Source organism: Enterocloster sp. OA13, assembly GCF_022440595.1.
Classification (GTDB): Bacteria; Bacillota; Clostridia; order Lachnospirales; family Lachnospiraceae; genus Enterocloster; species Enterocloster hominis.
Window position 1 is genome coordinate 4,884,613 of sequence record NZ_JAKNTF010000001.1, and the last position, 20,585, is coordinate 4,905,197.

Genomic DNA, 20,585 nt, shown 5'->3' on the forward strand with positions numbered 1-20,585 from the left:
TTTCTATATGATGCCTAACTCTTTCATCGCGTACGCGATACCGTCATCCTCCACGTCCTTTGTCTCAAAGGTGGCATAGGGCAGAAGCACGTCGCTGTGCTGGCCCATAAGCACACAATTGGTGGCATATTTGAACATGGACAGATCGTTGCTGCTGTCGCCGAATACATAGGCGTCATCCTTGGAAATACCATAATGCTTCAGGACTAAATCCATGGCCGTTGCCTTTGAATGGCCTCTGGGAACACACTCATAATAGCCGTCCCCCCTGTCAATGGCCTCAATATCCTTAAGACGCCCGAACAGTTCCCTGGGTCTGCTCTTCTCATCCGAGGCCAGATAAAACTTGGAAAAATCGTAACAGTCGTCCTCCCAGTCATACATGCCTGTGGTGCCCGACCGCCTCAATGCCGCCTTCAGCTCTTCCACCTGCGGAAACCTGGAAACCGTTCTGTGCAGATAACATCCTTCCACACCTTCCAGCGCGCCGTCCAGACCGCATTCGTCAATATCCTTCTTAATCTGCAGACCTCTCTCATGAGGAATCTGGTAACAGTAGAGTACCCTGCCCTCCGCAATCACATAGGTCCCACAGCCGCACAGGCAGCCATCGGTCTCAATCTCAGACCGGATATCCCGGGTGTGGGGGTACACCCTGCCTGTATTGATGAATACCAGATGCCCTTTTTTACGCGCTTCCTTAATTGCCTCTTTGGCGCTGTCAGGAACCAGTCCTGTCTTTTCAGACAGGAGGGTTCCGTCAATATCAAAAAATAAAGCTTTATTCCTATTACTCATCATCTCTGAACACAATAGTCTGTGTCTCCTCATCCATACTCTCTACAATTGCAAGGGATTCCAGCCTGATTCCCTCGGAACGCAGCAGGTCCCCGCCTACCTGGAAGCCTTTTTCAATCACGATTCCCGCGCCCACCAGCTGTGCACCGGAGTCCCTGACAAGGGCTGCCAGTCCTTCCAGCGCCTTGCCGTTGGCAAGGAAATCATCAATCAGAAGCACCTTGTCCCCAGGCCCTAAAAATTCCTTGGAAACAATGATGTCATATACACGGCCATGGGTAAAGGATTCCACCTTGGTGGTGTAAACCTCTCCTGCAATGTTCTTGGTCTGTGTCTTCTTGGCAAATACCACCGGCACATCAAAGTACTGGGCAACTATACATGCTATTCCGATACCGGAAGCCTCAATGGTCAAAATCTTGGTCACCGGAACATCGGCAAACCTGCGCTTAAACTCCCTGCCAATCTCCCCAAACAGCTTAATATCCATCTGATGGTTCAGGAAGCTGTCCACTTTCAGAACGTTTCCGGCCTTAATCTTGCCGTCTTTACGTATCCTGTCTTTTAAAATCTGCATGTACGTACCCTCCTCATTCTTTTCTTATCCTATTACTGCGCTGCCGTAGTCTCTGCCACTGTGGTCTCTGCCGCTTCCGTCTCAGCTGCTGTGGTTTCTTCTGCCATGGTCTCTCCTGCCCCGTCTTCCGCTGCCGTGGTTTCCGCTGCCATGGTTTCTCCTGCCCCGTCTTCCGCTGCCGTGGTTTCTGCTACCTCGGTTTCCGCTGCCGTGGTCTCTTCCGCCTCAGTCTCATTTGCCGTGGTTTCTTCCGCCTCGTTCCCTGCCGCAGCCGTCTCCGGTGCCGCCGTCTCCCCAGCACCCGTCTGTGCAACATTGGAAGCATTATCAGCCATGAACTTCATGACCTTATAATTCAGCGCCATCTCATCAAATGTCTCCTGGCCATAATAACTTACCGCAGCATCCACGGTCTGTCCGTTGGATTCTGCAAATGCCTCACGGTCAGCATCCTCCAGCACAAGTCCCTCACGCTCTGCAATCGTGTTGATGACCAGCTGGTTCTTTACATCATCCTTCACACTGGCATAGATTGCTTCCTGAAGTCCAGGCACGTCCATACCGTTGGCCTGGGCCATACCTGACAGGCTGCTCCCATACATCTTAGCCTGCTGCTCATACTGTTTAAGTCTTGTATTGTAACGCTTGGAAACTGCATTCTTATTAAGCTTGAATGTGGAATCCGCTACTACCTGCTGGAGTACGGATGTCTGTACCTGACGGTCTGCCGCCTGCTTCTTCTGTTTTAACAGATCGGCCCGGATGCTTTCCTTATACTCATCCACGGTCTTGTAGTCTGAAACCCCCTGGACAAATTCATCGTCCAGGACAGCGTCTGTTTTCTCCTTCACCGCATTCACGGTAACAGTGAATACAACAGGCTGGCCTGCAAGGGATTTTTCCTGATAGGTCTCTGGGAATGTCAGGTTCAGTTCCTTCTTATCGCCCTTCTTAGCCCCAATCAGGCCATCCTCAAATCCTTCAATAAAGCTGCCGGAACCAAGTGTAAGGTCAAAGCCCTCAGCGGATCCGCCCTCAAACTCCACACCGTCCTTTGTTCCCACATAATCGATGTTCACCACATCGCCCTCTGCTGCCGGGCGGTCAACCTCGGTTTCCTTGGGATTCTGGCTTAATACCTGATTAATCCTGGAATCCACCTCTGCGTCCGTGACCAATACCTCCGGCATGTTTACCTTAACGCCTTTGTATTCGCCCAGTTCCACGGTACCCAGGTTTTCCTTTCCCCCCTCAGTACTGCCTGAACATCCTGTCAGCAGTGACAGGGCTGTCATGGTGCATAAACATATCAATGCTAATTTTTTCATCTTACATATCCCTTTTCTTTTACTCATTTCACACATCCCCGGGCGGGAATGAATTTTCAAACATGCCCTCGTCCTCCCTCCCCTGATCTGTCATGGGGATTCCCGGGGATTCCTTTCGGAGCGTGCGCTGTACATAGTTATACCATACCTGTCCATGAAAAAAAAGTGTTTCCATCAATTTCATGAAAATTTAAGAGGGCCTTCCTTTTATTTATAAAATGCCTTAAATGCCTTGTAGGTGTTATACACATCCAGCTTGGAAGACAGTTCGAAGGGGGAGTGCATGGACAGGATGGGTACGCCCAGATCCACGGTATCCACATTCATGTGGGCAACCAGCTTGGCGATGGTCCCGCCTCCTCCTGCATCCACTGCGCCCAGCTCCCCTGCCTGCCAGTACACGCCCTCTTCTTCCATGATGCCGATGACTTTTGCCATGGTTTCAGCGCTGGCATCATTGGAACCGGACTTGCCCCTTGCCCCCGTGTACTTGGTCAGGACACAGCCCTTGTTGATGTAGCTGGAATTACGTCCCTCATATACATCGGGAAATGTCGGGTCGTAGGCCGCATTCACATCAGAGGACAGGCACAGGGAATTCCTGAGCACATCCCGCACCGGCACGCCGGCCTGCCCTGCAAGGTCTTCTATGTAGTGAAGCACGTAATCCGAATTCAGACCGGTATTGCCGTCAGAACCAGTCTCCTCCTTATCAGTCAGGATGGTCACCGTGGTATGGGCCGGCTTCTTTGCATCCATCTCGGCCGTAAGAGCGGTGTAGGCACACACCCGGTCATCCTGTCCGTAAGCTCCTATCATGCTGGCATCCAGGCCCACATCCCTGGCCTTTACCGCAGGCACCAGCTCCAGCTCTGCCCGGAAGAAGTCCTTTTCCGTAATCTTATAGCGCTCATTGAGCAGGGACAGTGCCATCAGCTTGACCGGTTCCTTTATGTCCTCCTCCTGATAAGGAAGGGAACCAATGACAATATTCAGTTCCTCCCCCTTCAGTCCGTCCTTTAAGGGGCGCTCGTTCTGTTTGGCTGAAAGATGGGGAAGCAGGTCTGTCACGCAGAACACCGGGTCTGTCTCATCCTCACCGATGCAGATATCCACGGTTTCCCCATTTTTCTTAACCACCACCCCGTGGATGGCAAGCGGTATGGTCCCCCACTGGTATTTGCGTATGCCGCCGTAATAATGGGTCTTAAAAAATGCAATCTCGTCCTTCTCATACAGGGGATTGGGCTTTAAATCCAGCCTTGGCGAGTCAATATGCGCCCCGTTTATCCTGACTCCCTCTGTAAGGGGCTTCTTACCAAAGGTGGTTGCTATCAGCGCCTTTCCCCTGTTAACATAATACACCTTATCCCCTGGTTCATAAGAAGCATTCCTGTCAAAGGGCCTGTAGCCTGCCTTCTTAAGCATTTTCACGGATGCCTTCACGCATTCCCGCTCCGTCTTGCCTGCATTTAAAAATGCCTTGTAACCCTCGCAGTATTTGGACGCCTTTTCTATCTGCTCCGGCGAATCCTTTCCAATGTGAGGGAAGGTCCATGTAAGCTGTTCCTGTAATTCCTGTGCTTTTGTCTTTTTTGACATATCCTTTTTTATCCTCCTTTATAATTCAAATGTCCTGGCCTTTAGAGGCACAGCACCGAATCTTTCGTGTTTTATATCCATCAGGAGGGCTGCATCCGCCGCATTCCCTCCGCGTGAAGCCGCATCCAGCATCTGCCCCAGCCCATCCCTGCCCACAGGCTCAGAGCGGGCCATCCAGCCCAGTATATCCCGTTCCCCCCGCTTAAGGATTCCTTCCGCGGCATCCCCTGCATGGGCAGCAACATAATCCCAATACGCCTGTGCCGCCTCCTCCTTAAGCCCCCAGGGCCAATACAGGCGGTACAGGGCCAGGCGCGTCACAAGTTCCGGCTTCTCCTGCACTGTCACATAGGGAAAAAGCCGGTCATACTCCCCCACATCGAACCTGGTCCCGTCAAAACAGTAACGGTACATATGGCCGCAGCCATGCATTTCCCTCATAATGATCCTGGCCGGGGTATTCTCCACCGACTCTTCAAAATACTCCGGAAACACCAATCTGGCAAGAAGCGCCCCGTCCTCCCCCCTGTAATCCACATCCAGGGTCTGGCGAAGTTCCGAAAGAATCTCCCTGAAGCAGGACTTCCCTTCCTCCCTCACACAGATATCCAGGCGTTCAATACCGGTACACCCGGTAAACACACCCGCCCCCCAATCCTCCACGGTACTACGGCAGGAAATCTTCCTCAACCCAAAACAGTTATAAAAAGCATAGGCACCAATCCGTTTTGTATATCTGGGCAACACCAGCTCCTTAACCTGGCTGCCGCAAAGTTCCGGCTCGCCCTCATATTCATGCGGAGGCACCTCGCGCCCTCTGACCGTCTCCGAAAAAAGATACCTCTCAAGCCCCGTCACAGGCTTTCCGTCATAACTGTCCGGAATCTGTACAATTCCGTCTAAACCATAACAACGCCGGACAGATATTCCATCCAGCGTTTCATCATATAATAACTTCATGGTATCAGTTTAATCACTTTACATATTTTTTTCAAGGACATTTTAAGATCTGCCGTAAAAAGGAAAATGAATCATTACAAACATAGTGACCGAACGCACAAAATATGCTAAAATAAAACCAGTACCAGGGGAGGGGAGCTTACCCTCTCCCCAAACCACAAAACATCCACATATCACGGGGGAAATGCATATGAGACACATCAGCAAAAAAATCATCGCAATGAGCATGGGAATCATGATGGCCGGAAGCGCCATCTGCCACGTCAGTGTCCAGACATCCATTGTAGCCGAAGCCCATTCCGGAAGGACCGATGCCAGCGGCGGACACAAGGACAACAAAAACAAAAGCGGCCTGGGATCCTATCACTACCACTGCGGCGGACATCCCGCCCACCTGCACCCAAACGGAGTATGCCCCTACGCCTCCACTTCATCCGCCAGCACCCAATCCTCCGCCCCTGCCTCCGAAGCAGACACCGCCCTTACCAAACAGGTCCAGCAGGCCCTAAACGACAAAGGCTACGACTGCGGAACCCCCGACGGCATATCCGGTGAAAAAACCAGGACAGCACTAATACAATTCCAGGAAGACAACAACCTGACCGCCGACGGACTCATCGGAGAAGAAGTAAAAACCGCCCTTGGAATCTAACCCCCAAAATCACCATCCAACAAACCATCACCCCCTCCCCCACTAACAAACACCCCCAAGGCCACCCCATCCTACCATCCCCAGATTCATGATTGAAGGCCTCGTCCCGGAGCGCCCAGCAACCTCTCCACAGCCTTAGCAGGAGGCAGGGGCGGGAGGAAGGCGGGGCTGCGGTTCCTTGTGGAGGGGGGCAGGTCTGCTTACTCAAAAAGAGGCTGGAAGCAGGGCCGAGTGAGGGCCTCCAAGCCCGAACGCAGAGTCTCCACGGACGGAAAATCATCAAGATTTTCCGGTAGTTGAGACGGTGCCCTGTTTCCAGCCTCTTTTTGAGTTAGCAGACCAGCCTCCCGGAACCAGGAACCGCAGCCCCGTCTTCCTCCCGCCCCTGACTCCGGAGAGACAAACAAAAACAGAGGTTGCGTACCCCCCAACCCCTGCCTCCAATCATCAACCTCCCCATCATTCATCCACAAACCTATACCCCACCCCCACCTCAGTCAATATAAACCTGGGGTTTGCCGTATTATCCTCTATCTTACGCCTGATATTAGCCATGAATACCCGCAGGGACTGGTAGTCGTCCGTGGTGTCATATCCCCACACCTCCTGCTGGATATAATGGTGGGTCAGCACCTTGCCGCTGTTGTTTACCAGCAGTACCATCATCTTGTACTCCAGGGGCGTCAGGTGGATTTCCTGGTCATGGACAAAAATCTTGCGCTTTTCAAAATCCATCCTGAAGTAGTCCAGTTCAAACTCCTGGTCCTGCCTGCTGACAAAGGAGTTCTTGTGCCGCAGCCCCACACGGATACGGGCCAGAAGCTCTTCTGCGCTGAAGGGTTTGGTCACATAATCGTCCGCGCCCTGGTCCAGGGCATTGATTTTTTCCCGCTCCTGCCCCCTGGCAGAGACAACGATGACCGGCGTATTGGACTGCTGCCTTATCTGCTTTAACACTTCCATGCCGTCAATATCCGGCAGTCCCAGATCCAGAAGGATTAAGTCCGGATGGTTGGCATAAAAAAGTGAAATACCGGAAAGGCCGTTATCTGCAAGTATATATGAATACCCCCGGGTCTTAAGGGATATCTTCATAAAATTCTGTATGGTCTTGTCATCCTCAATGACCAGGATTGTGGTTTCATTCATGCTTTTTGTCCTCCAATGGCATCCTTATTTCAAACACAGCGCCGCCCTGGCTGCCGTTATAAGCTGTTATGGTCCCTCCCTGGGCCTCTACAATGGCTTTGCAGATGGTAAGCCCAAGACCTACCCCTCTCTGTTTATCCCCCTTTTCATAGGCCGTGGTAAAGAAGTTGTCAAATATCTTATCAATCTTTTCCTGGGACAGGCCCACCCCGTTATCCGACACAGTGAACACAAGGACATCCCCCTCCTTCACAACCTTAAGCGTAACCGTCGTGCTGTTTCCGGAATGCCGGAACGCATTATCGAGAAGGTTGACCAGCACCTGTATGAAAAGGCGGCCATCCACCGGAAACAGGATGATATCCTCCGGCGTATGGGTCCTTAAGGTATGGTTTCCTATCCGCTTGGACACCAGCCGGACCGCAGATGAGACAATATCATCCAGAACTTCCTTTTTCTTATTGATATCCAGACGCCCTTCCTGGATCCGCGTCATGTTAAGCAGGTTTTCAACCATGGAGCTGAGCCACTCCGAATCCGTACAGATATCCTTTAACATACTCTTAATCGTGGCATCGTCCATGATTCCCAGATTGTCATAAAGGAAACCCGCGCTTCCGCTGATTCCGGTCAGCGGGGTCCTTAAATCATGGGAAATGCTCCGAAGCAGCGTGCTTTTAAGCCGCTCCCGCTCCACCTGCACCCGGTTGTCCTCCTTTTCCCGGCTCAGCTGCTCCCGCTCAATCACAAGGGTAATCTGGGAAATAACCGTGTCCACATATATCTTTTCTTCCTGGTTCAGCGTCCATCCGGCGCAGTCAAAGATGATGACCCCGTATGTTTTTTCCCTGTTCCGGATAGGGACGTACAGACCATTGTCATCCGGGAACTGGCATTCCCCATGTCCGCAGGGAATGGACTGGCGGTAGCACCACTCTGCCATGGAATTGGAGAATACCGTGTTCTCATCCTCCTTCAGAAGGACGGTCACATGCTTTCCAATCAGCCCTGTCAGGCTGGCCTCGCTGTACTCCTTAATCTGCTGGTACCCGGACAGGTTCAGGAAACCGCTTCCGATTTCGTTGAGCTTGGCTGTTATCTCCGTCTTCTTGTTGGCTATCTGCATCTGCTTCTGAAGCTTCAGCACCAGGGTGGCCACCGTGGCAGCCACTGCAACGAATATGACGGATGATATCACATAGTTAAGGTCATCCATGTGGAAGGTCAGCTTGGGTTCCGTAAACAGGTAGTTAAAGGTAAATGTGAATACAAAAGCCGCACAGAACGCCCATGCCAGGCTTCCCGTTGCAAGTATGCTGATTAGGACACCTACCAGGTAAACCAGAAGCAGGTTCTCCGCCCTGATACCCCAGCTGTCCAGCACAATGGCCAATATGGTCGAAAATACCCATATGACGGTCATCCTCACACATGCCTTTACAAAATCCAGTACAACATCCCAATGGTTAAACATATATTTATCCTTCACTATTCTTTTACTCTGGTATATTACCCAATCATATCCGCAATCATTACAGGGATATTTATCACCAGATCCATCCCCAGCTGCCCGAAAACCTCCACATTCCTTGGATTCTTCACAACACATACCGCTTTCTTAATCCCAAAAACCTTCTTGCACATCTGGCATATCTCAAAATTATCCGTATCCTCCTGCCCTATGGCCGCAACCATGTCAAAGTCCTTTAAACCGGCATCCGCCAGGACGTCTTCCTGGCAGGGGTTGCCCAGGATTGCCTTGACATCATAAGAAGCACACATGCGCTCACAGAATTCCTTATCCTTATCAATCACTGTCACCTTATGGTTCCTGGCTGCCAGCAGGCCAATAAGGATATCCGCGTAATCACTGCCGCCTGTCACCGCTATCTTCATACCGCCACCTCCTGGCACACAGACTCTGCCAGATGCAGGTAATCATCCACTGACAGGTTATAGACACAGATTGGCTTAATGGGCGTATCCCTTATGAGCCGGCTCCTGCTGGTGTCATCCAGACGCGCGTATACCTGGTTCACCTGGAAAATGCGGCTGGCTATCTGTGAAATCAGGAGGTTGGAATTATCATCCGGGGTGGCAGCGATGAACATGCCCGCCCGTTCAATCCCGGCTTCTTTTAATACCTTAGGGTCAGTGGGATCCCCTTCCATCTCAGCCCCGCCGAACCCGTCCGGCAGGTAACGGAAGCTTTCCCTGTCCTTATCTAAGACAACCACCTTGTGACCTTTATTATATAATGTATTGGCCAGCGCTGCGCCGAAGGGGCTGCAGCCAACGATAATAATACCTTTTGATTTATGGAATAACATGATATTTCCCCCTTTCTACTATATGTTCCCACTTTTATTGTAAAAGAAAACCATATAAAGAAACTAGGGATAATGTACAAACAGGGTATAAAGATTCTATAAAGATATCTTTATCCCTGTTTCCTGATTACAATCATATCCTTAATCCATGCCTGTGTCAAACAAAAATTACATCGCGGGGCAGCCGTCACTCCCATGCAAGGCTGTATGTTATCTATATCTCAAATTTACATAACTCCAAACACTTTGTAAAACACCCAGATAATGGTTCCTCCCACACATGCAATCGAGGCAACCACGCCAACCATGAAAATCGCGGCGGCCAGTTGAAGTACAATACTTGACAGTACCGGAAAATGCCGGCATGCACGGTCTATTTCCTGCTCCATCGGGCTTTTGAGTTTTAAAATCATCTTTGCAATCATTGCAGGCACCTCCTTTTGATATCTTAAGGATACTGCACATTGCCGTAAAGATTCCATTCGTCCCTCAGCCAATCACATAAATTCCGTGCAAATATCATCTGTGTTCCATGTCCCCCAGCCTGTAGGATGTCTCCTCCGCAATGATGTTAAGGACGTTCTTATCATTGGGCTTTATCATGTCCCCTCCGTCCAGTTCCACGCCGATGACCGCATATACCTTATCGTTCTTGTAGACCGGGGTATAGCGGGCCTTGGAGCCGGGAAGGGTGTCCGTGGTGGCGCCTGCCTTATGGCGGTTCTTCCTGACCCATGCCGCCACGGCCATCTCATCCGGGGATTTGAACAGGCCGGTAAGGCGGGCAGAGTCTTCGGATTCAGATGCAGGGTATATCCTCATCTGGTCCATTTTCCCGTTCCTTGTGTCATATATGACAATATTACGCTTTAAGAGGGTACGCACCAGGCGGCCGCATATGTCCAGGATTTCCTCTCCTGTGGCGCCCTTCCTTAAGTTCCTGTTAATATCAAAAAGAATCTGCATATACCTGGACTCAGACTCTCCCCTGGCAGCCTCACGCTTCAGCTTTGCCGCCATGGAGCTGGTTACAAGGGCGCATACCAGCATGGCTGCAAATGTAAACGGGTAAATGGACGCATCCGCCTGAAAGGTCAGACGCGGGTCCGTAAAAAAGTAGTTGAACAGCAGCACCGACAATACCGAGGCCAGCAGCCCGCACCAGCCGGCCCTTGTCATATATGCCACCAGCATGGTTCCCATCATGTATATCATGGCAGCGTTGATGACTCCCAGCTGATAATGATCCAGCACCAGCGACAATACGGTACAGAGCGCCATGACCGCTCCGGTCTTAAGGATATCCATCCATACCTTCCGTTTCTGGTCCGTGCTTATTTTATACCTGCGTTCCACTGCCGTTGCATCGGGGATCACATAGACATCCATATTGGGCACTGCCTTAATCAGGCGGTCTATGATGGTGGGGCGCACATATAGTGTGTGGCGTTTTCTCACGGAACGCCCTATCACTATTTTGGAAATGCCGTTCTGTCTTGCATAGGAAGCCACCTGTTCCACTATGTCATCCCCGTACAGGGTAATGACATTGGCCCTGAACTGCTTGGCCAGGCTGATATTGGCTTCCATGCTCCTGCTGATCCTGCTGTGCTCCCGTTTTAAATGCTCTGTCTCCACCAGTACCGCCGTAAAGTCCGCATGGAACGCCCCCGCCATCCTGGCCGCGGTCCGTATGACCCTTGCATTGGTGGGGGAAGGGGACAGACAGACCAGCACATGTTCATTGGTAAAATACTCCTTTCCTGCCGCATCCCGCTCCCGGACAACTTCCCGGTTCACCCGGTCCGCGGTGCGCCGCAATGCTATCTCACGCAGGGCTGAAAGATTCTCCACTGTAAAGAAACTGATTTTCGCCTTATCCGCCTGGTCTTTGTGGTATATCCTACCCTCCTCCAGACGCTGGCGCAGTTCTTCCGGCGCAATATCCACCAGCTCCACCTGGCTGGCATTGTCAAATACGGAATCCGGGATGCGCTCACTGACGCGCACATGGGTGATGGATGCAACTATATCATGAAGGCTCTCCAGATGCTGCACATTAACGGTGGTATACACGTTTATGCCTGCATCCAGGAGTTCAATCACATCCTGATAGCGTTTCCTGTGGCGGCAGCCCTGGGCATTGGTATGGGCCAGCTCATCCACCAGGATCAGGTCCGGCCTGCGTATCAGGGCGGCATCCAGATCAAACTCCCGCAGCGTGATTCCCTTATATTCCACGGACCTGGGAGTCAGGAATTCCAGCCCGTCAAGAAGGGCCATGGTATCCGGCCTGTCATGGGGTTCAATATACCCGGCCACCACATCCCTGCCCGCTTCCTTTTCCTGGCGCGCCGCATCCAGCATGGCATATGTCTTGCCCACGCCGGCCGCATATCCGAAGAATATCTTTAATTTTCCCTTCCCATCCGGTTCACCTTCCGGGAAATTCTGTCTGAGCAGAAGCTCCGGGTCGGGCCTGCTGTCCCATTCCTTGTCCATATGGTTCCTCCTTACCTGATTATGTATTTCCCAGGAATATCTATGTAAGTCCTGCTTTTACGGCGGGTATGCCAGAAGACAGCTTTAGAGCTGCCGCATCCGCGGCAACTCTCTTGGCATGTCTGAAAACATCAAAGCAGGCCATCCAGGGCAAGATTTACCTTCAGCACATTCACCCTTGGTTCTCCCATGATTCCTAAAAACTTTCCTGTGGTATACTTTTGGATGACGGACTCCACCTCTTCCACGGACATCCCCCTTGCGCCGGCAATCCGCTCAGCCTGGTACCCGGCTGCTGCCGGTGAAATCTCAGGGTCAAGTCCGCTGCCTGAACAGGTAACCAGATCCACGGGAATGGGTTCATCCCCCTTTTCAGGATGGGCCTCCCTGATTTTCTCCACGCGCTCAGCCACCATGGCCTCCAGTTCCTCACCTGCCGGTGTCTTGTTGGATGCCCATGAATACATCAGCGGCTCTCCATTTTCATCGGTAAATGTAGATGTGTCCACATTCATGATCCTGCCCCACAGATACTGGCTGCCTGTAAATTCCTGGGCCAGCAGGGCGCTTCCGTATTTCCTGCCGTCATTGCCTGTTATGATGGAGCCTTCGGCCTTATTGCCAAATGCCACATTGGCTGCCGCGGTAATGACCGCCGGGTATATGATGCTTGTAATCACCATCATGATTAGGAAAAATCCTATCATTTTAGGTAAGACTGATTTTATTGTTTTCATAGCTATCCTCTCCTCATTATGAGCACTTTTATGTTACTTACCCGGATACACTCTGCTGCTGCATTGCGCAGTACTAGCCGACTAATCCCGAAGCCGTGATCAGCACATCAATCATCTTAATGGCAATGAACGGTATGACGATTCCTCCAAGTCCATATACCAGAAGGTTTCCGCGGAGCATCTGCGCCGCCGACACCTCCCTGTAGCGGACGCCCTTAAGGGCCAGTGGGATCAGGGCCACGATAATCAGGGCATTGTATATGATGGCTGAGAATACCGCGCTGTCAGCGCTGTGAAGCCCCATGATGTTGAGCGCCCCCAGTCCGGGATAAAGTCCCATGAACAGCGCGGGGATGATGGCAAAATACTTGGCAACATCATTGGCAATGCTGAACGTGGTCAGGGACCCCCTTGTCATCAGCAGCTGTTTCCCAATCTTTACAATCTCAATCAGCTTGGTCGGTGAGGAATCCAGGTCTACCATATTGCCAGCCTCCTTGGCTGCCTGGGTGCCTGTATTCATGGCCACCGCCACGTCTGCCTGTGCCAGGGCCGGCGCGTCATTGGTACCGTCGCCTGTCATGGCTACCAGATGTCCCTTGGACTGGTAATCACGTATCATTTCCAGTTTTGCCTCAGGGGTGGCCTCTGCCAGGAAGTCATCCACACCTGCCTCAGCCGCAATGGAGGCGGCCGTCAGGGGGTTATCGCCTGTAATCATGATGGTCCTGATACCCATCTTGCGCAGGTCAGCGAATTTCTCCTTTACGCCCTGCTTAACAATATCCTTTAGTTCAACCACACCCATGACCCGGCCATTCCTGGCAACCACCAGCGGTGTGCCGCCCTGGTTGGCAATCCTGGTCACGGTCTGTGTACACTCATTGCTAAAACTTCCGCCATGTTCCTCCACGTACCGTTTCACGGCATCGGCAGCGCCCTTCCTGATCTCATTTCCATTATAATCAATGCCGCTCATCCTGGTCTTGGCCGTAAAGGGTACGAATCTGGCATGGAGTTCTTCCATGTTCCTTCCCCTGATTCCAAACCGTTCCTTTGCCAGGATTACGATGCTTCGGCCCTCAGGTGTCTCATCTGCCAGGGATGACAGCTGCGCAGCGTCTGCCAGGTCCTTCCCGTCATTGCCGTCAACCGGGATGAATGCATCCGCCTGCCTGTTTCCCAATGTAATGGTACCTGTCTTATCCAGAAGCAGCGTATCCACATCGCCCGCGGCCTCGATCGCACGGCCGCTCATGGCCAGTACATTGGCCTGGTTCAGACGGCTCATGCCCGCAATGCCGATGGCGGAAAGCAGGGCGCCGATGGTGGTGGGGGCCAGACAGATTAACAGGGCCACCAGGTTTGTCACGGATGTGGGATTCTCCATGCCAGCCTCCCTGGATGAAAACAGGGAGTAGGAATACAGGGACATGGTAACCAGCATGAATATAATGGACAATGCCACCAGGAAAATCTGGAGCGCCAGTTCATTGGGGGTCTTTTTACGGGAAGCGCCTTCTACCATGGCAATCATCTTATCCATGAAGCCCTCGCCCGGATTGCTGCTTACCTCCACCACAATCCAGTCCGATATGACGGTTGTACCGCCTGTCACCGCGCTTCTGTCGCCTCCGCTTTCACGGATTACAGGGGCGGATTCACCGGTAATCGCACTCTCATCCACCGAGGCCGCGCCTTCTATCACATCGCCGTCCGCCGGAATCTGCTCACCGGCCTTTATATATACAATATCACCTTTTTTCAGTTCTGTGGATTTAACCTGTGTGATTTTATCTTTCTGGCCGGCAGATGGTATCCTGGACGCCATTGTGTCCCTTCTGCCCGCCCTCAGCGCATCTGCCTGGGCCTTGCCCCTGCCCTCTGCGATTGCCTCGGCAAAGTTGCCGAACAGTACGGTGAACCAGAGGATGACTGATATGGCAAGTATGTACCCGGGCTTTGCATCCCTTACGCCAGCCAGTGCAAAGATGAACATGGCCAGGGTCAGTATGGCTGACACAAATACCATGAACATGACCGGGTTCCTGACCTGGGTCCTTGGATTCAGCTTTATGAAGGAATCCTTTATGGCCCGGCCTACTATCTTTCTATCGGAAAATATATTCTTTTTACGTTCACTCATGTCTCATTGACCTCCCTAAGCTATCATCTGGAAGAACTCAGCAACCGGTCCCAGTGACAATGCCGGGAAAAAGCTGAGAGCGCCTACTAACAGCACAACAAATATCAGTAAGAATATAAACATGGCATTGTGCGTGGGAAGGGTGCCGGAGCTTACCGCTACCTTCTTCTTGCCCACCAGGCTGCCTGCGATAGCCAGTGTCGCGAACATTGGCAGGAATCTTACAAAAAGCATGACCAGTCCAATGCTCACATTTAGGAATGGGGTATTTGCATTGAATCCTGCAAACGCTGAACCATTATTGCCGCCCGCAGATGAATATGCGTACAGCATCTCGGACAGTCCATGGGCGCCCGGGTTATTCAGGCTGTCATGGGTGGAAGGAAGCAGGGCTGCAATCCCGCTGCCCACCAGGATAGCAATGGGGGTTGCCAGACACACAAGGACTGCCATCTTCATTTCAAAAGGCTCTATCTTCTTACACAGGTACTCCGGCGTACGCCCCACCATCAGTCCTGCTATGAACACGGTCATGATGGCAAATCCAATCATGCCGTACAGCCCGCAGCCCGTTCCTCCGAATACCACCTCGCCCAGCTGCATCAGAAGCATCGGGACAAGTCCGCCAAGGGGCGTGTAGCTGTCATGCATGGAGTTGACGGAACCATTGGAAGCAGCCGTTGTAAAGGTTGCCCAGGTAGCAGAAGTGGCGATGCCGAACCTTGTCTCCTTGCCTTCCATGTTGCCTCCTGCCTGTCCTTCGGTCCCCATGTATACGGAGCCGTCCTGGGCCAGCTGGGGCGTGCCCGCCTGCTCATTATAGCCCACAATCACAAGGGCCACCGCCAGCATGATGAACATGGCAAGGAAGATGGCGATTCCCTGGCGCTTATCCTTTACATTGCGTCCAAAGGTAAAGCAGAGTCCTGCAGGAATCAGCAGCAGGGAAATCATTTCAAACAAATTGGAAAGGGGGGTGGGGTTCTCAAACGGATGGGCCGAGTTATTGCCCCAGAACCCGCCTCCGTTGGTCCCCAGCTGCTTGATGGCAATCTGGCTTGCGCCAGGACCCAAGGGAACCACTGCCTTGGTCACTTCTGTTGTGGTGCCGTCTTCATTTTCCACCACCACCGGCTCCAGCAGCTGTACTTCATCATACTGTTTAAACGTCTGGGGCACTCCCTGTGATGCAATGACAAGGGATACAGCCATTGACAGAGGAATCAGTATGTAAAGGACCGTCTTTGTCATATCCGCATAAAAGTTTCCGATACCTGTTTTCTTTACCCTCACAAATCCCCTAATCAGGGCAAACAGGACCGCAATCCCGATTGCGGCTGACACGAAGTTCTGGAAATTCAGTCCCAGCATCTGGCTGAAATAGCTCAGTGTGGATTCTCCTGAATAAGCCTGCCAGTTGGTATTGGTGGTAAAGCTTGCTGCCGTGTTAAAGCCCAGGTGCCAGCTTGTGCCCCCAATCCCTTCCGGATTCAGCGGAAGGAACTTCTGGAAACAGAGGATGGCCCACAGGACAAACAGGCTCAGCACACTGAAAACCGCTGCACAGACCGAATACTTCTTCCAGTCCATATCCTCATCCGGGTCTATTTTAAGCACCCTGTAAATCACGCGCTCGACTGGCTGCAATACGCCTGAGAGGAAAACATGCTCCCCATTCATAACCTTACCCATATAGCGTCCAAGGGGTATTGCCAGCAGTACAAGTATTACACAATACACAACCATCTGTACCGTTACATTCATCATTGTTTATCACCTCTCAATAGTATAATGACCAGATAGGCCAACAGGAAAACTGCGGTTACACCTATGATACCTAACAGTACTGACATCGATTTTTCCTCCTCGTTTTAAGATAGGGGTATGGTATCACACGTGGGAATAAAGATTCCATACCATAGCCGGGTCCTTTTTATAAAGAATCTATAAATACGTCAAGGGATATCCCGGTCTTAATGATAACTTAATGCCGTACCCGAAACTGCATATGGAATCTTTAAGCCTTCGGTACTAGACTGAAGGTATCTCAAAGGAGGTGACCTTATATGATGAAAGAGATAAAAAAGGACCTGGCCTGTTTGGGTATAATGACCGTGGTTTCCGCGTTAGCAATAGGGTTAAGGTTTCTTATATGGATGTCTTAGAATAGATTGGCAGATGGATTTGATGTGAAATGGATTTGATGTGTAAGTAGCTTTAATGTGTAAGTAGCTTTAATATGTAAGTAGCTTTAATATGTAAGTATGTTTAATGTATAAGTATGTTTAATGTATAAGTATGTTTAAGGCGGAGGCCATGCAGTTGTAATTGATACTGCATGGCCTCCGCCTCATTTTGTCCTGATTTAGTTCTAATTTATTCCTGATTTAGTTCTAAATTTATTCCTAATCTATCCCTATCGTCCTTGTTTATCCCTTATTTATCCCTAATTTAGTCCCAAATCAGACCTTACCTCCCTCCCCCCTTATATCCAGCCCAATCTGCCTTAATCCTCGTTCCCCACCGTGCAGTCCGGTCCGCCGGCGGAATAAGGCTATTCATCCGCAAACCTGTACCCCACGCCGATTTCCGTCCTAATAAACCTGGAATGTGCGGTCTGGTCCCCTATCTTTTTCCTGACATTGGCCATGAATACCCGGAGTCTTCTGTAGTCCCCGGTGTCATCATTTCCCCAGATTTCCTGCTGGATGTAACTGTTTGTCAGGACCTTTCCCTTATTTGTCACCATAAGGATCAGGATCTTATATTCCACCGGTGTCAAATGGACCGGTTTCCCATGGACATAAACCTTTCTCTTTTCAAAATCAATCTCCAGGTAATCCATGCGGAATGTATCATCCCTCACCGGTCTTTGGTCCTCTCCATGCCTCAGGGCGGCCCTGATACGCGCCATAAGCTCCTCTGAATGGCAGGACTTTGCCACATAATCATCAGCTCCGCAGTCCAAAGCCTCCACCATGACGGCTTCTTCTGTTTTGGATGTCACAATAATGACCGGGGTCCCGGATTCCTGCCGGATCATCTTCAGCACATCCATTCCATCCATGTCAGGAAGGACCAGGTCAAGCAGTACGATATCCGGATGCCCTGCATAGAAAAATGACAGGCCTCCCAGACCGTTCTCGGCCTGGTGGAACCGGTAATTCTCCGTATCTGACGTATTTTCCATAAGCTTCTGCATGATTTCATCATTATGGATTATAAGAACCGTGTATTGAGTCATATTCCTTCCACCTCCTGGATGCCTCTTTCCTTCCCGGAATACCTGCTGTCCCCAGATTCCGGCCATCCGGGTTTCCGGTCTGGCCCCTCCAGACTTGCCCCAGCCTGCCTCGTCCCAGCCAGCCTGTTTCTATAAAATACCAGAACTGTACGTTAAAAAGCCATATGCCATTTTTCCTATGATATAAATATCCTGTGAATACTTTTTTACAACACAAAAAAGCTGGCCCCCGGACTGATCTGACAAAATCACATCATTCCGGAGCCAGCTTCTGCTTTATTATATTTGATTTGATACGGCCATCCTTACTCAATCCCCACAAACTTGGTCTGGTTCATCAGCGGATGCCTCAGATGTATGGCCCCCTTAACCGGACAGGCCATGACGCAGGAGCCGCAGTAATAGCACTCCCCCGGATACATCACCACGGGATGCTTCCCCTTTTCCGGTGAAGGAATCATGATATCCACCTGGCACACGGATGCACACTGGTTACAGCCAATACAAAGCTTATCATCAAAGGACAGGGGCTTCACGCTGCATGACACCGGTTCTGCCTGAAATTCAATTTTCTTCATACAACCCAGCCTCCTCCTTCATATAGTCCTGGTTATGTGCTTCATACCCGGCCTTCACATCCCCGTAATATCGCTTTGGCACCCTTCTGCTGCGGATTTCCCCGTCCTCCTGGTAAATGGTGATGAAGCACTGGTCTTCTTCCGGATCCGTCTGCGGATAATCGCTGCGCTCAAAACAAAGAGGCACGGAGCTGGATCTGCGCAGCAGGCAGGAGTTGATGATCAGCTTACATACCTCTAAGATATCCATTACCTCATGGGCACGCATCAATTCATGGGGGTTGGAGCATGAGAGGGCGGGTACATATTCCCTTTCATAGCTTTCCAGCAGTTCCAGTCCCTGGGTCAGCAGCATGTCATTCTTCACGCCTCCGCAGTAATTCTGCATGGCCTTGGAGACCGCCTTGTTAAGCTCCCTCCAGTCCATTCCGTCCTCCACAAAAAGCGGGGCATAAAGCCGTTCCTTTTCCCGCTCCACATCCGCCCGGTCCGGCGCTGCCGGTTCAAGCCCATGGCAGGCCGCTGCCGCCTTCCGTCCCGCGTAATACCCGGTTGCAGCTGCAAATCCGCAGCAGTCCGATGCGTACAGCTGGTCTCCGGCAGCATAAAGCCCATCAATGTTGGTCTTTAAATCCCAGTCATGGAAAATTCCTCCGGGCGCGCCGAACAGCTGGCGCTCCTGTGCCAGGAAGGCAGCTGACTGCCAGCCCGTCCCATAGGACTGAAGACGGTGTTTTGCAGGGTCAAACCCACGCTCTGTAAAATTCTCCAGGACCGGAATCTTAGTCTTGCCTTCCTCACCCACCATCATGCCCCAGATGACCCGGCGCTCTTCGTCCGGCATCCTGCTTAAATCCGCATAGAACGGCAGCTGGTATCCGCGCCTCATCAGTTCCTCAAATTCCAGTGTCTCAGGCCCGCGGTACTCATACTTGGGATTGTCAATCACCCCGCCCTTCAGGAAAAACTTCTGTCCTTTGGCCGGATAATACCGTTCTTTTACGGTCTTAAGCTCATTTCCATCCCGGTCCACATATGGGATTTCCCGGCCCCTGGCATCCACCATGGTGGCCGCGTACCAGGTATTATGGTTATTCCCCGTGCTGTAGGGCGGAAAGCTTCTGCCTGCGGCTGAAAACTCCCCACGCACGGATTTCTCCATCATGGTAAACTCAACCCCTGCCCGGTAGCCCATGGCGTGACCGCTGCCAATGCTCTGGGTTGGACGGAATTCGCTTAAACCTACCTGATCTGAATCAAAGAGCCAGATCCTGGCCGGCCTTGACATGGCAAGGACCGTTGTCCTGGAGCTGAACACCAGGAACTTCCCCGTATGTACGTCCATACCCATGGCGCCGATGCAGCGCCTGCTGCCATTCTCCTGTTTTACCAGCAATGCCGTTGCCTCGGTCCTGTCATGGATTTCCACGCCCAGGCGTCTTAACTCCTTATAAAGAGCCGGTTTAAAGGTGCTTCCCCAGACGCGGATTGTAAATTTATTCTCATAGTCATAGGCAAACATCAGCCCGGTCTTCCCATCCCGGAAATCCGCCCCCGCGAATTCACCCTGGGTATCCCTGATCTTGCCCCCAAAGGATTCCATATCCCTAAGCCTGTGCCAGCCCTCCTGACATTCGATGTAGTGGGCAATCCCATTGCTGTACCCATCCTGCTCATCTATGTAGGCATTGGCAATCTCCTCTGCCGTTACTTTGGAGCAGGGGTTGGTGCAGGCTGACTCCCAGTGGTCAAAACCGCTTCCCGCTGCGCCGCTGCGGACCGTGGCTCCTTTTTCTACTAATATTACCTTTTTTCCCTTCCGGGCCGCTGCAATGGCTGCATAACAGCCCGCCATACCGCCCCCCAGGACAAGGACATCACCTGATATCTGCTCCTCCTGGTCCATTTCGTTGGGATAAGGCCATTTCATATCTGACATATTACCTCTTTTCTGTGTTCAAACACACCCTGATATAGAATCT

General features: G+C 51.5%; 18 protein-coding genes. 1 reads left to right on the forward strand and 17 read right to left on the reverse strand.

What is annotated here, in order from left to right; translation table 11 throughout:
• Nucleotides 1-3: 3 nt before the first annotated feature.
• The 5 genes from MCJ35_RS21595 to MCJ35_RS21615 form a co-directional block, all read right to left on the reverse strand.
• Nucleotides 4-813 (reverse strand): Cof-type HAD-IIB family hydrolase, encoded by an 810-nt coding sequence (locus MCJ35_RS21595; RefSeq protein WP_025485346.1) that lies wholly within the window; start codon nt 811-813, stop codon nt 4-6.
• Nucleotides 791-1,375 carry a xanthine phosphoribosyltransferase gene (locus MCJ35_RS21600; protein ID WP_008720099.1) on the reverse strand — a complete coding sequence of 195 codons (585 nt, stop codon included), beginning with the start codon at nt 1,373-1,375 and terminating at the stop codon, nt 791-793. Before MCJ35_RS21600 ends, MCJ35_RS21595 begins: the two co-directional genes overlap by 23 nt.
• A 32-nt stretch (nt 1,376-1,407) precedes the next feature.
• Nucleotides 1,408-2,703 carry a trigger factor gene (gene tig, locus MCJ35_RS21605; protein ID WP_025485345.1) on the reverse strand — a complete coding sequence of 432 codons (1,296 nt, stop codon included), beginning with the start codon at nt 2,701-2,703 and terminating at the stop codon, nt 1,408-1,410.
• 207 nt (nt 2,704-2,910) lie between these two features.
• Nucleotides 2,911-4,305 (reverse strand): aminopeptidase, encoded by a 1,395-nt coding sequence (locus tag MCJ35_RS21610; RefSeq protein WP_025485344.1) that lies wholly within the window; start codon nt 4,303-4,305, stop codon nt 2,911-2,913.
• Between the two features lie 18 nt (nt 4,306-4,323).
• Nucleotides 4,324-5,265: a leucine-rich repeat protein gene (locus MCJ35_RS21615; RefSeq protein ID WP_025485343.1), complete on the reverse strand. Its 942-nt coding sequence runs from the start codon at nt 5,263-5,265 to the stop codon at nt 4,324-4,326.
• A 190-nt stretch (nt 5,266-5,455) separates the two neighbouring features.
• Here MCJ35_RS21615 and MCJ35_RS32595 point away from each other — a divergent pair, with 190 nt between their 5' ends.
• The gene (locus MCJ35_RS32595) at nt 5,456-5,917 is read left to right on the forward strand and encodes a peptidoglycan-binding protein (protein WP_025485342.1); all 462 of its coding nucleotides are present in this window, start codon (nt 5,456-5,458) and stop codon (nt 5,915-5,917) included.
• 459 nt (nt 5,918-6,376) lie between these two features.
• On the opposite strand, the gene MCJ35_RS21625 is transcribed toward MCJ35_RS32595, so the two are convergent.
• From MCJ35_RS21625 to MCJ35_RS21680, 12 genes are all read right to left on the reverse strand, one after another.
• Nucleotides 6,377-7,066 (reverse strand): response regulator, encoded by a 690-nt coding sequence (locus tag MCJ35_RS21625; RefSeq protein ID WP_008720107.1) that lies wholly within the window; start codon nt 7,064-7,066, stop codon nt 6,377-6,379.
• Complete coding sequence (locus tag MCJ35_RS21630) at nt 7,059-8,540, reverse strand: sensor histidine kinase (RefSeq protein WP_025485340.1); 1,482 nt, start codon at nt 8,538-8,540, stop codon at nt 7,059-7,061. Before MCJ35_RS21630 ends, MCJ35_RS21625 begins: the two co-directional genes overlap by 8 nt.
• 35 nt (nt 8,541-8,575) lie before the next feature.
• Nucleotides 8,576-8,962, reverse strand: coding sequence for a potassium channel family protein (locus tag MCJ35_RS21635; RefSeq protein ID WP_025485339.1), 387 nt, complete (start codon nt 8,960-8,962; stop codon nt 8,576-8,578).
• Nucleotides 8,959-9,396: a potassium channel family protein gene (locus tag MCJ35_RS21640; protein ID WP_008720112.1), complete on the reverse strand. Its 438-nt coding sequence runs from the start codon at nt 9,394-9,396 to the stop codon at nt 8,959-8,961. Before MCJ35_RS21640 ends, MCJ35_RS21635 begins: the two co-directional genes overlap by 4 nt.
• A 227-nt stretch (nt 9,397-9,623) precedes the next feature.
• A complete protein-coding gene (locus MCJ35_RS21645; protein WP_008720117.1) occupies nt 9,624-9,821 on the reverse strand; it encodes a hypothetical protein in 198 nt (65 codons plus the stop codon).
• A 94-nt stretch (nt 9,822-9,915) separates the two neighbouring features.
• Nucleotides 9,916-11,898 (reverse strand): DUF4118 domain-containing protein, encoded by a 1,983-nt coding sequence (locus tag MCJ35_RS21650; protein WP_025485337.1) that lies wholly within the window; start codon nt 11,896-11,898, stop codon nt 9,916-9,918.
• 131 nt (nt 11,899-12,029) lie between these two features.
• Nucleotides 12,030-12,635 carry a potassium-transporting ATPase subunit KdpC gene (gene kdpC / locus MCJ35_RS21655; protein ID WP_025485336.1) on the reverse strand — a complete coding sequence of 202 codons (606 nt, stop codon included), beginning with the start codon at nt 12,633-12,635 and terminating at the stop codon, nt 12,030-12,032.
• Nucleotides 12,636-12,708: 73 nt separating this feature from the next.
• Nucleotides 12,709-14,781 (reverse strand): potassium-transporting ATPase subunit KdpB, encoded by a 2,073-nt coding sequence (gene kdpB / locus MCJ35_RS21660; RefSeq protein WP_025485334.1) that lies wholly within the window; start codon nt 14,779-14,781, stop codon nt 12,709-12,711.
• A 15-nt stretch (nt 14,782-14,796) separates the two neighbouring features.
• Complete coding sequence (kdpA, locus tag MCJ35_RS21665; RefSeq protein ID WP_025485333.1) at nt 14,797-16,548, reverse strand: potassium-transporting ATPase subunit KdpA; 1,752 nt, start codon at nt 16,546-16,548, stop codon at nt 14,797-14,799.
• 787 nt (nt 16,549-17,335) lie between these two features.
• On the reverse strand, nt 17,336-18,025 hold the full coding sequence (locus MCJ35_RS21670) for a response regulator transcription factor (protein WP_025485332.1): 690 nt from the start codon (nt 18,023-18,025) through the stop codon (nt 17,336-17,338).
• Nucleotides 18,026-18,330: 305 nt separating this feature from the next.
• Nucleotides 18,331-18,603 carry a 4Fe-4S dicluster domain-containing protein gene (locus MCJ35_RS21675; RefSeq protein WP_008720126.1) on the reverse strand — a complete coding sequence of 91 codons (273 nt, stop codon included), beginning with the start codon at nt 18,601-18,603 and terminating at the stop codon, nt 18,331-18,333.
• Nucleotides 18,590-20,542, reverse strand: coding sequence for an FAD-dependent oxidoreductase (locus MCJ35_RS21680; protein WP_240299651.1), 1,953 nt, complete (start codon nt 20,540-20,542; stop codon nt 18,590-18,592). Before MCJ35_RS21680 ends, MCJ35_RS21675 begins: the two co-directional genes overlap by 14 nt.
• Nucleotides 20,543-20,585 lie beyond the last annotated feature (43 nt).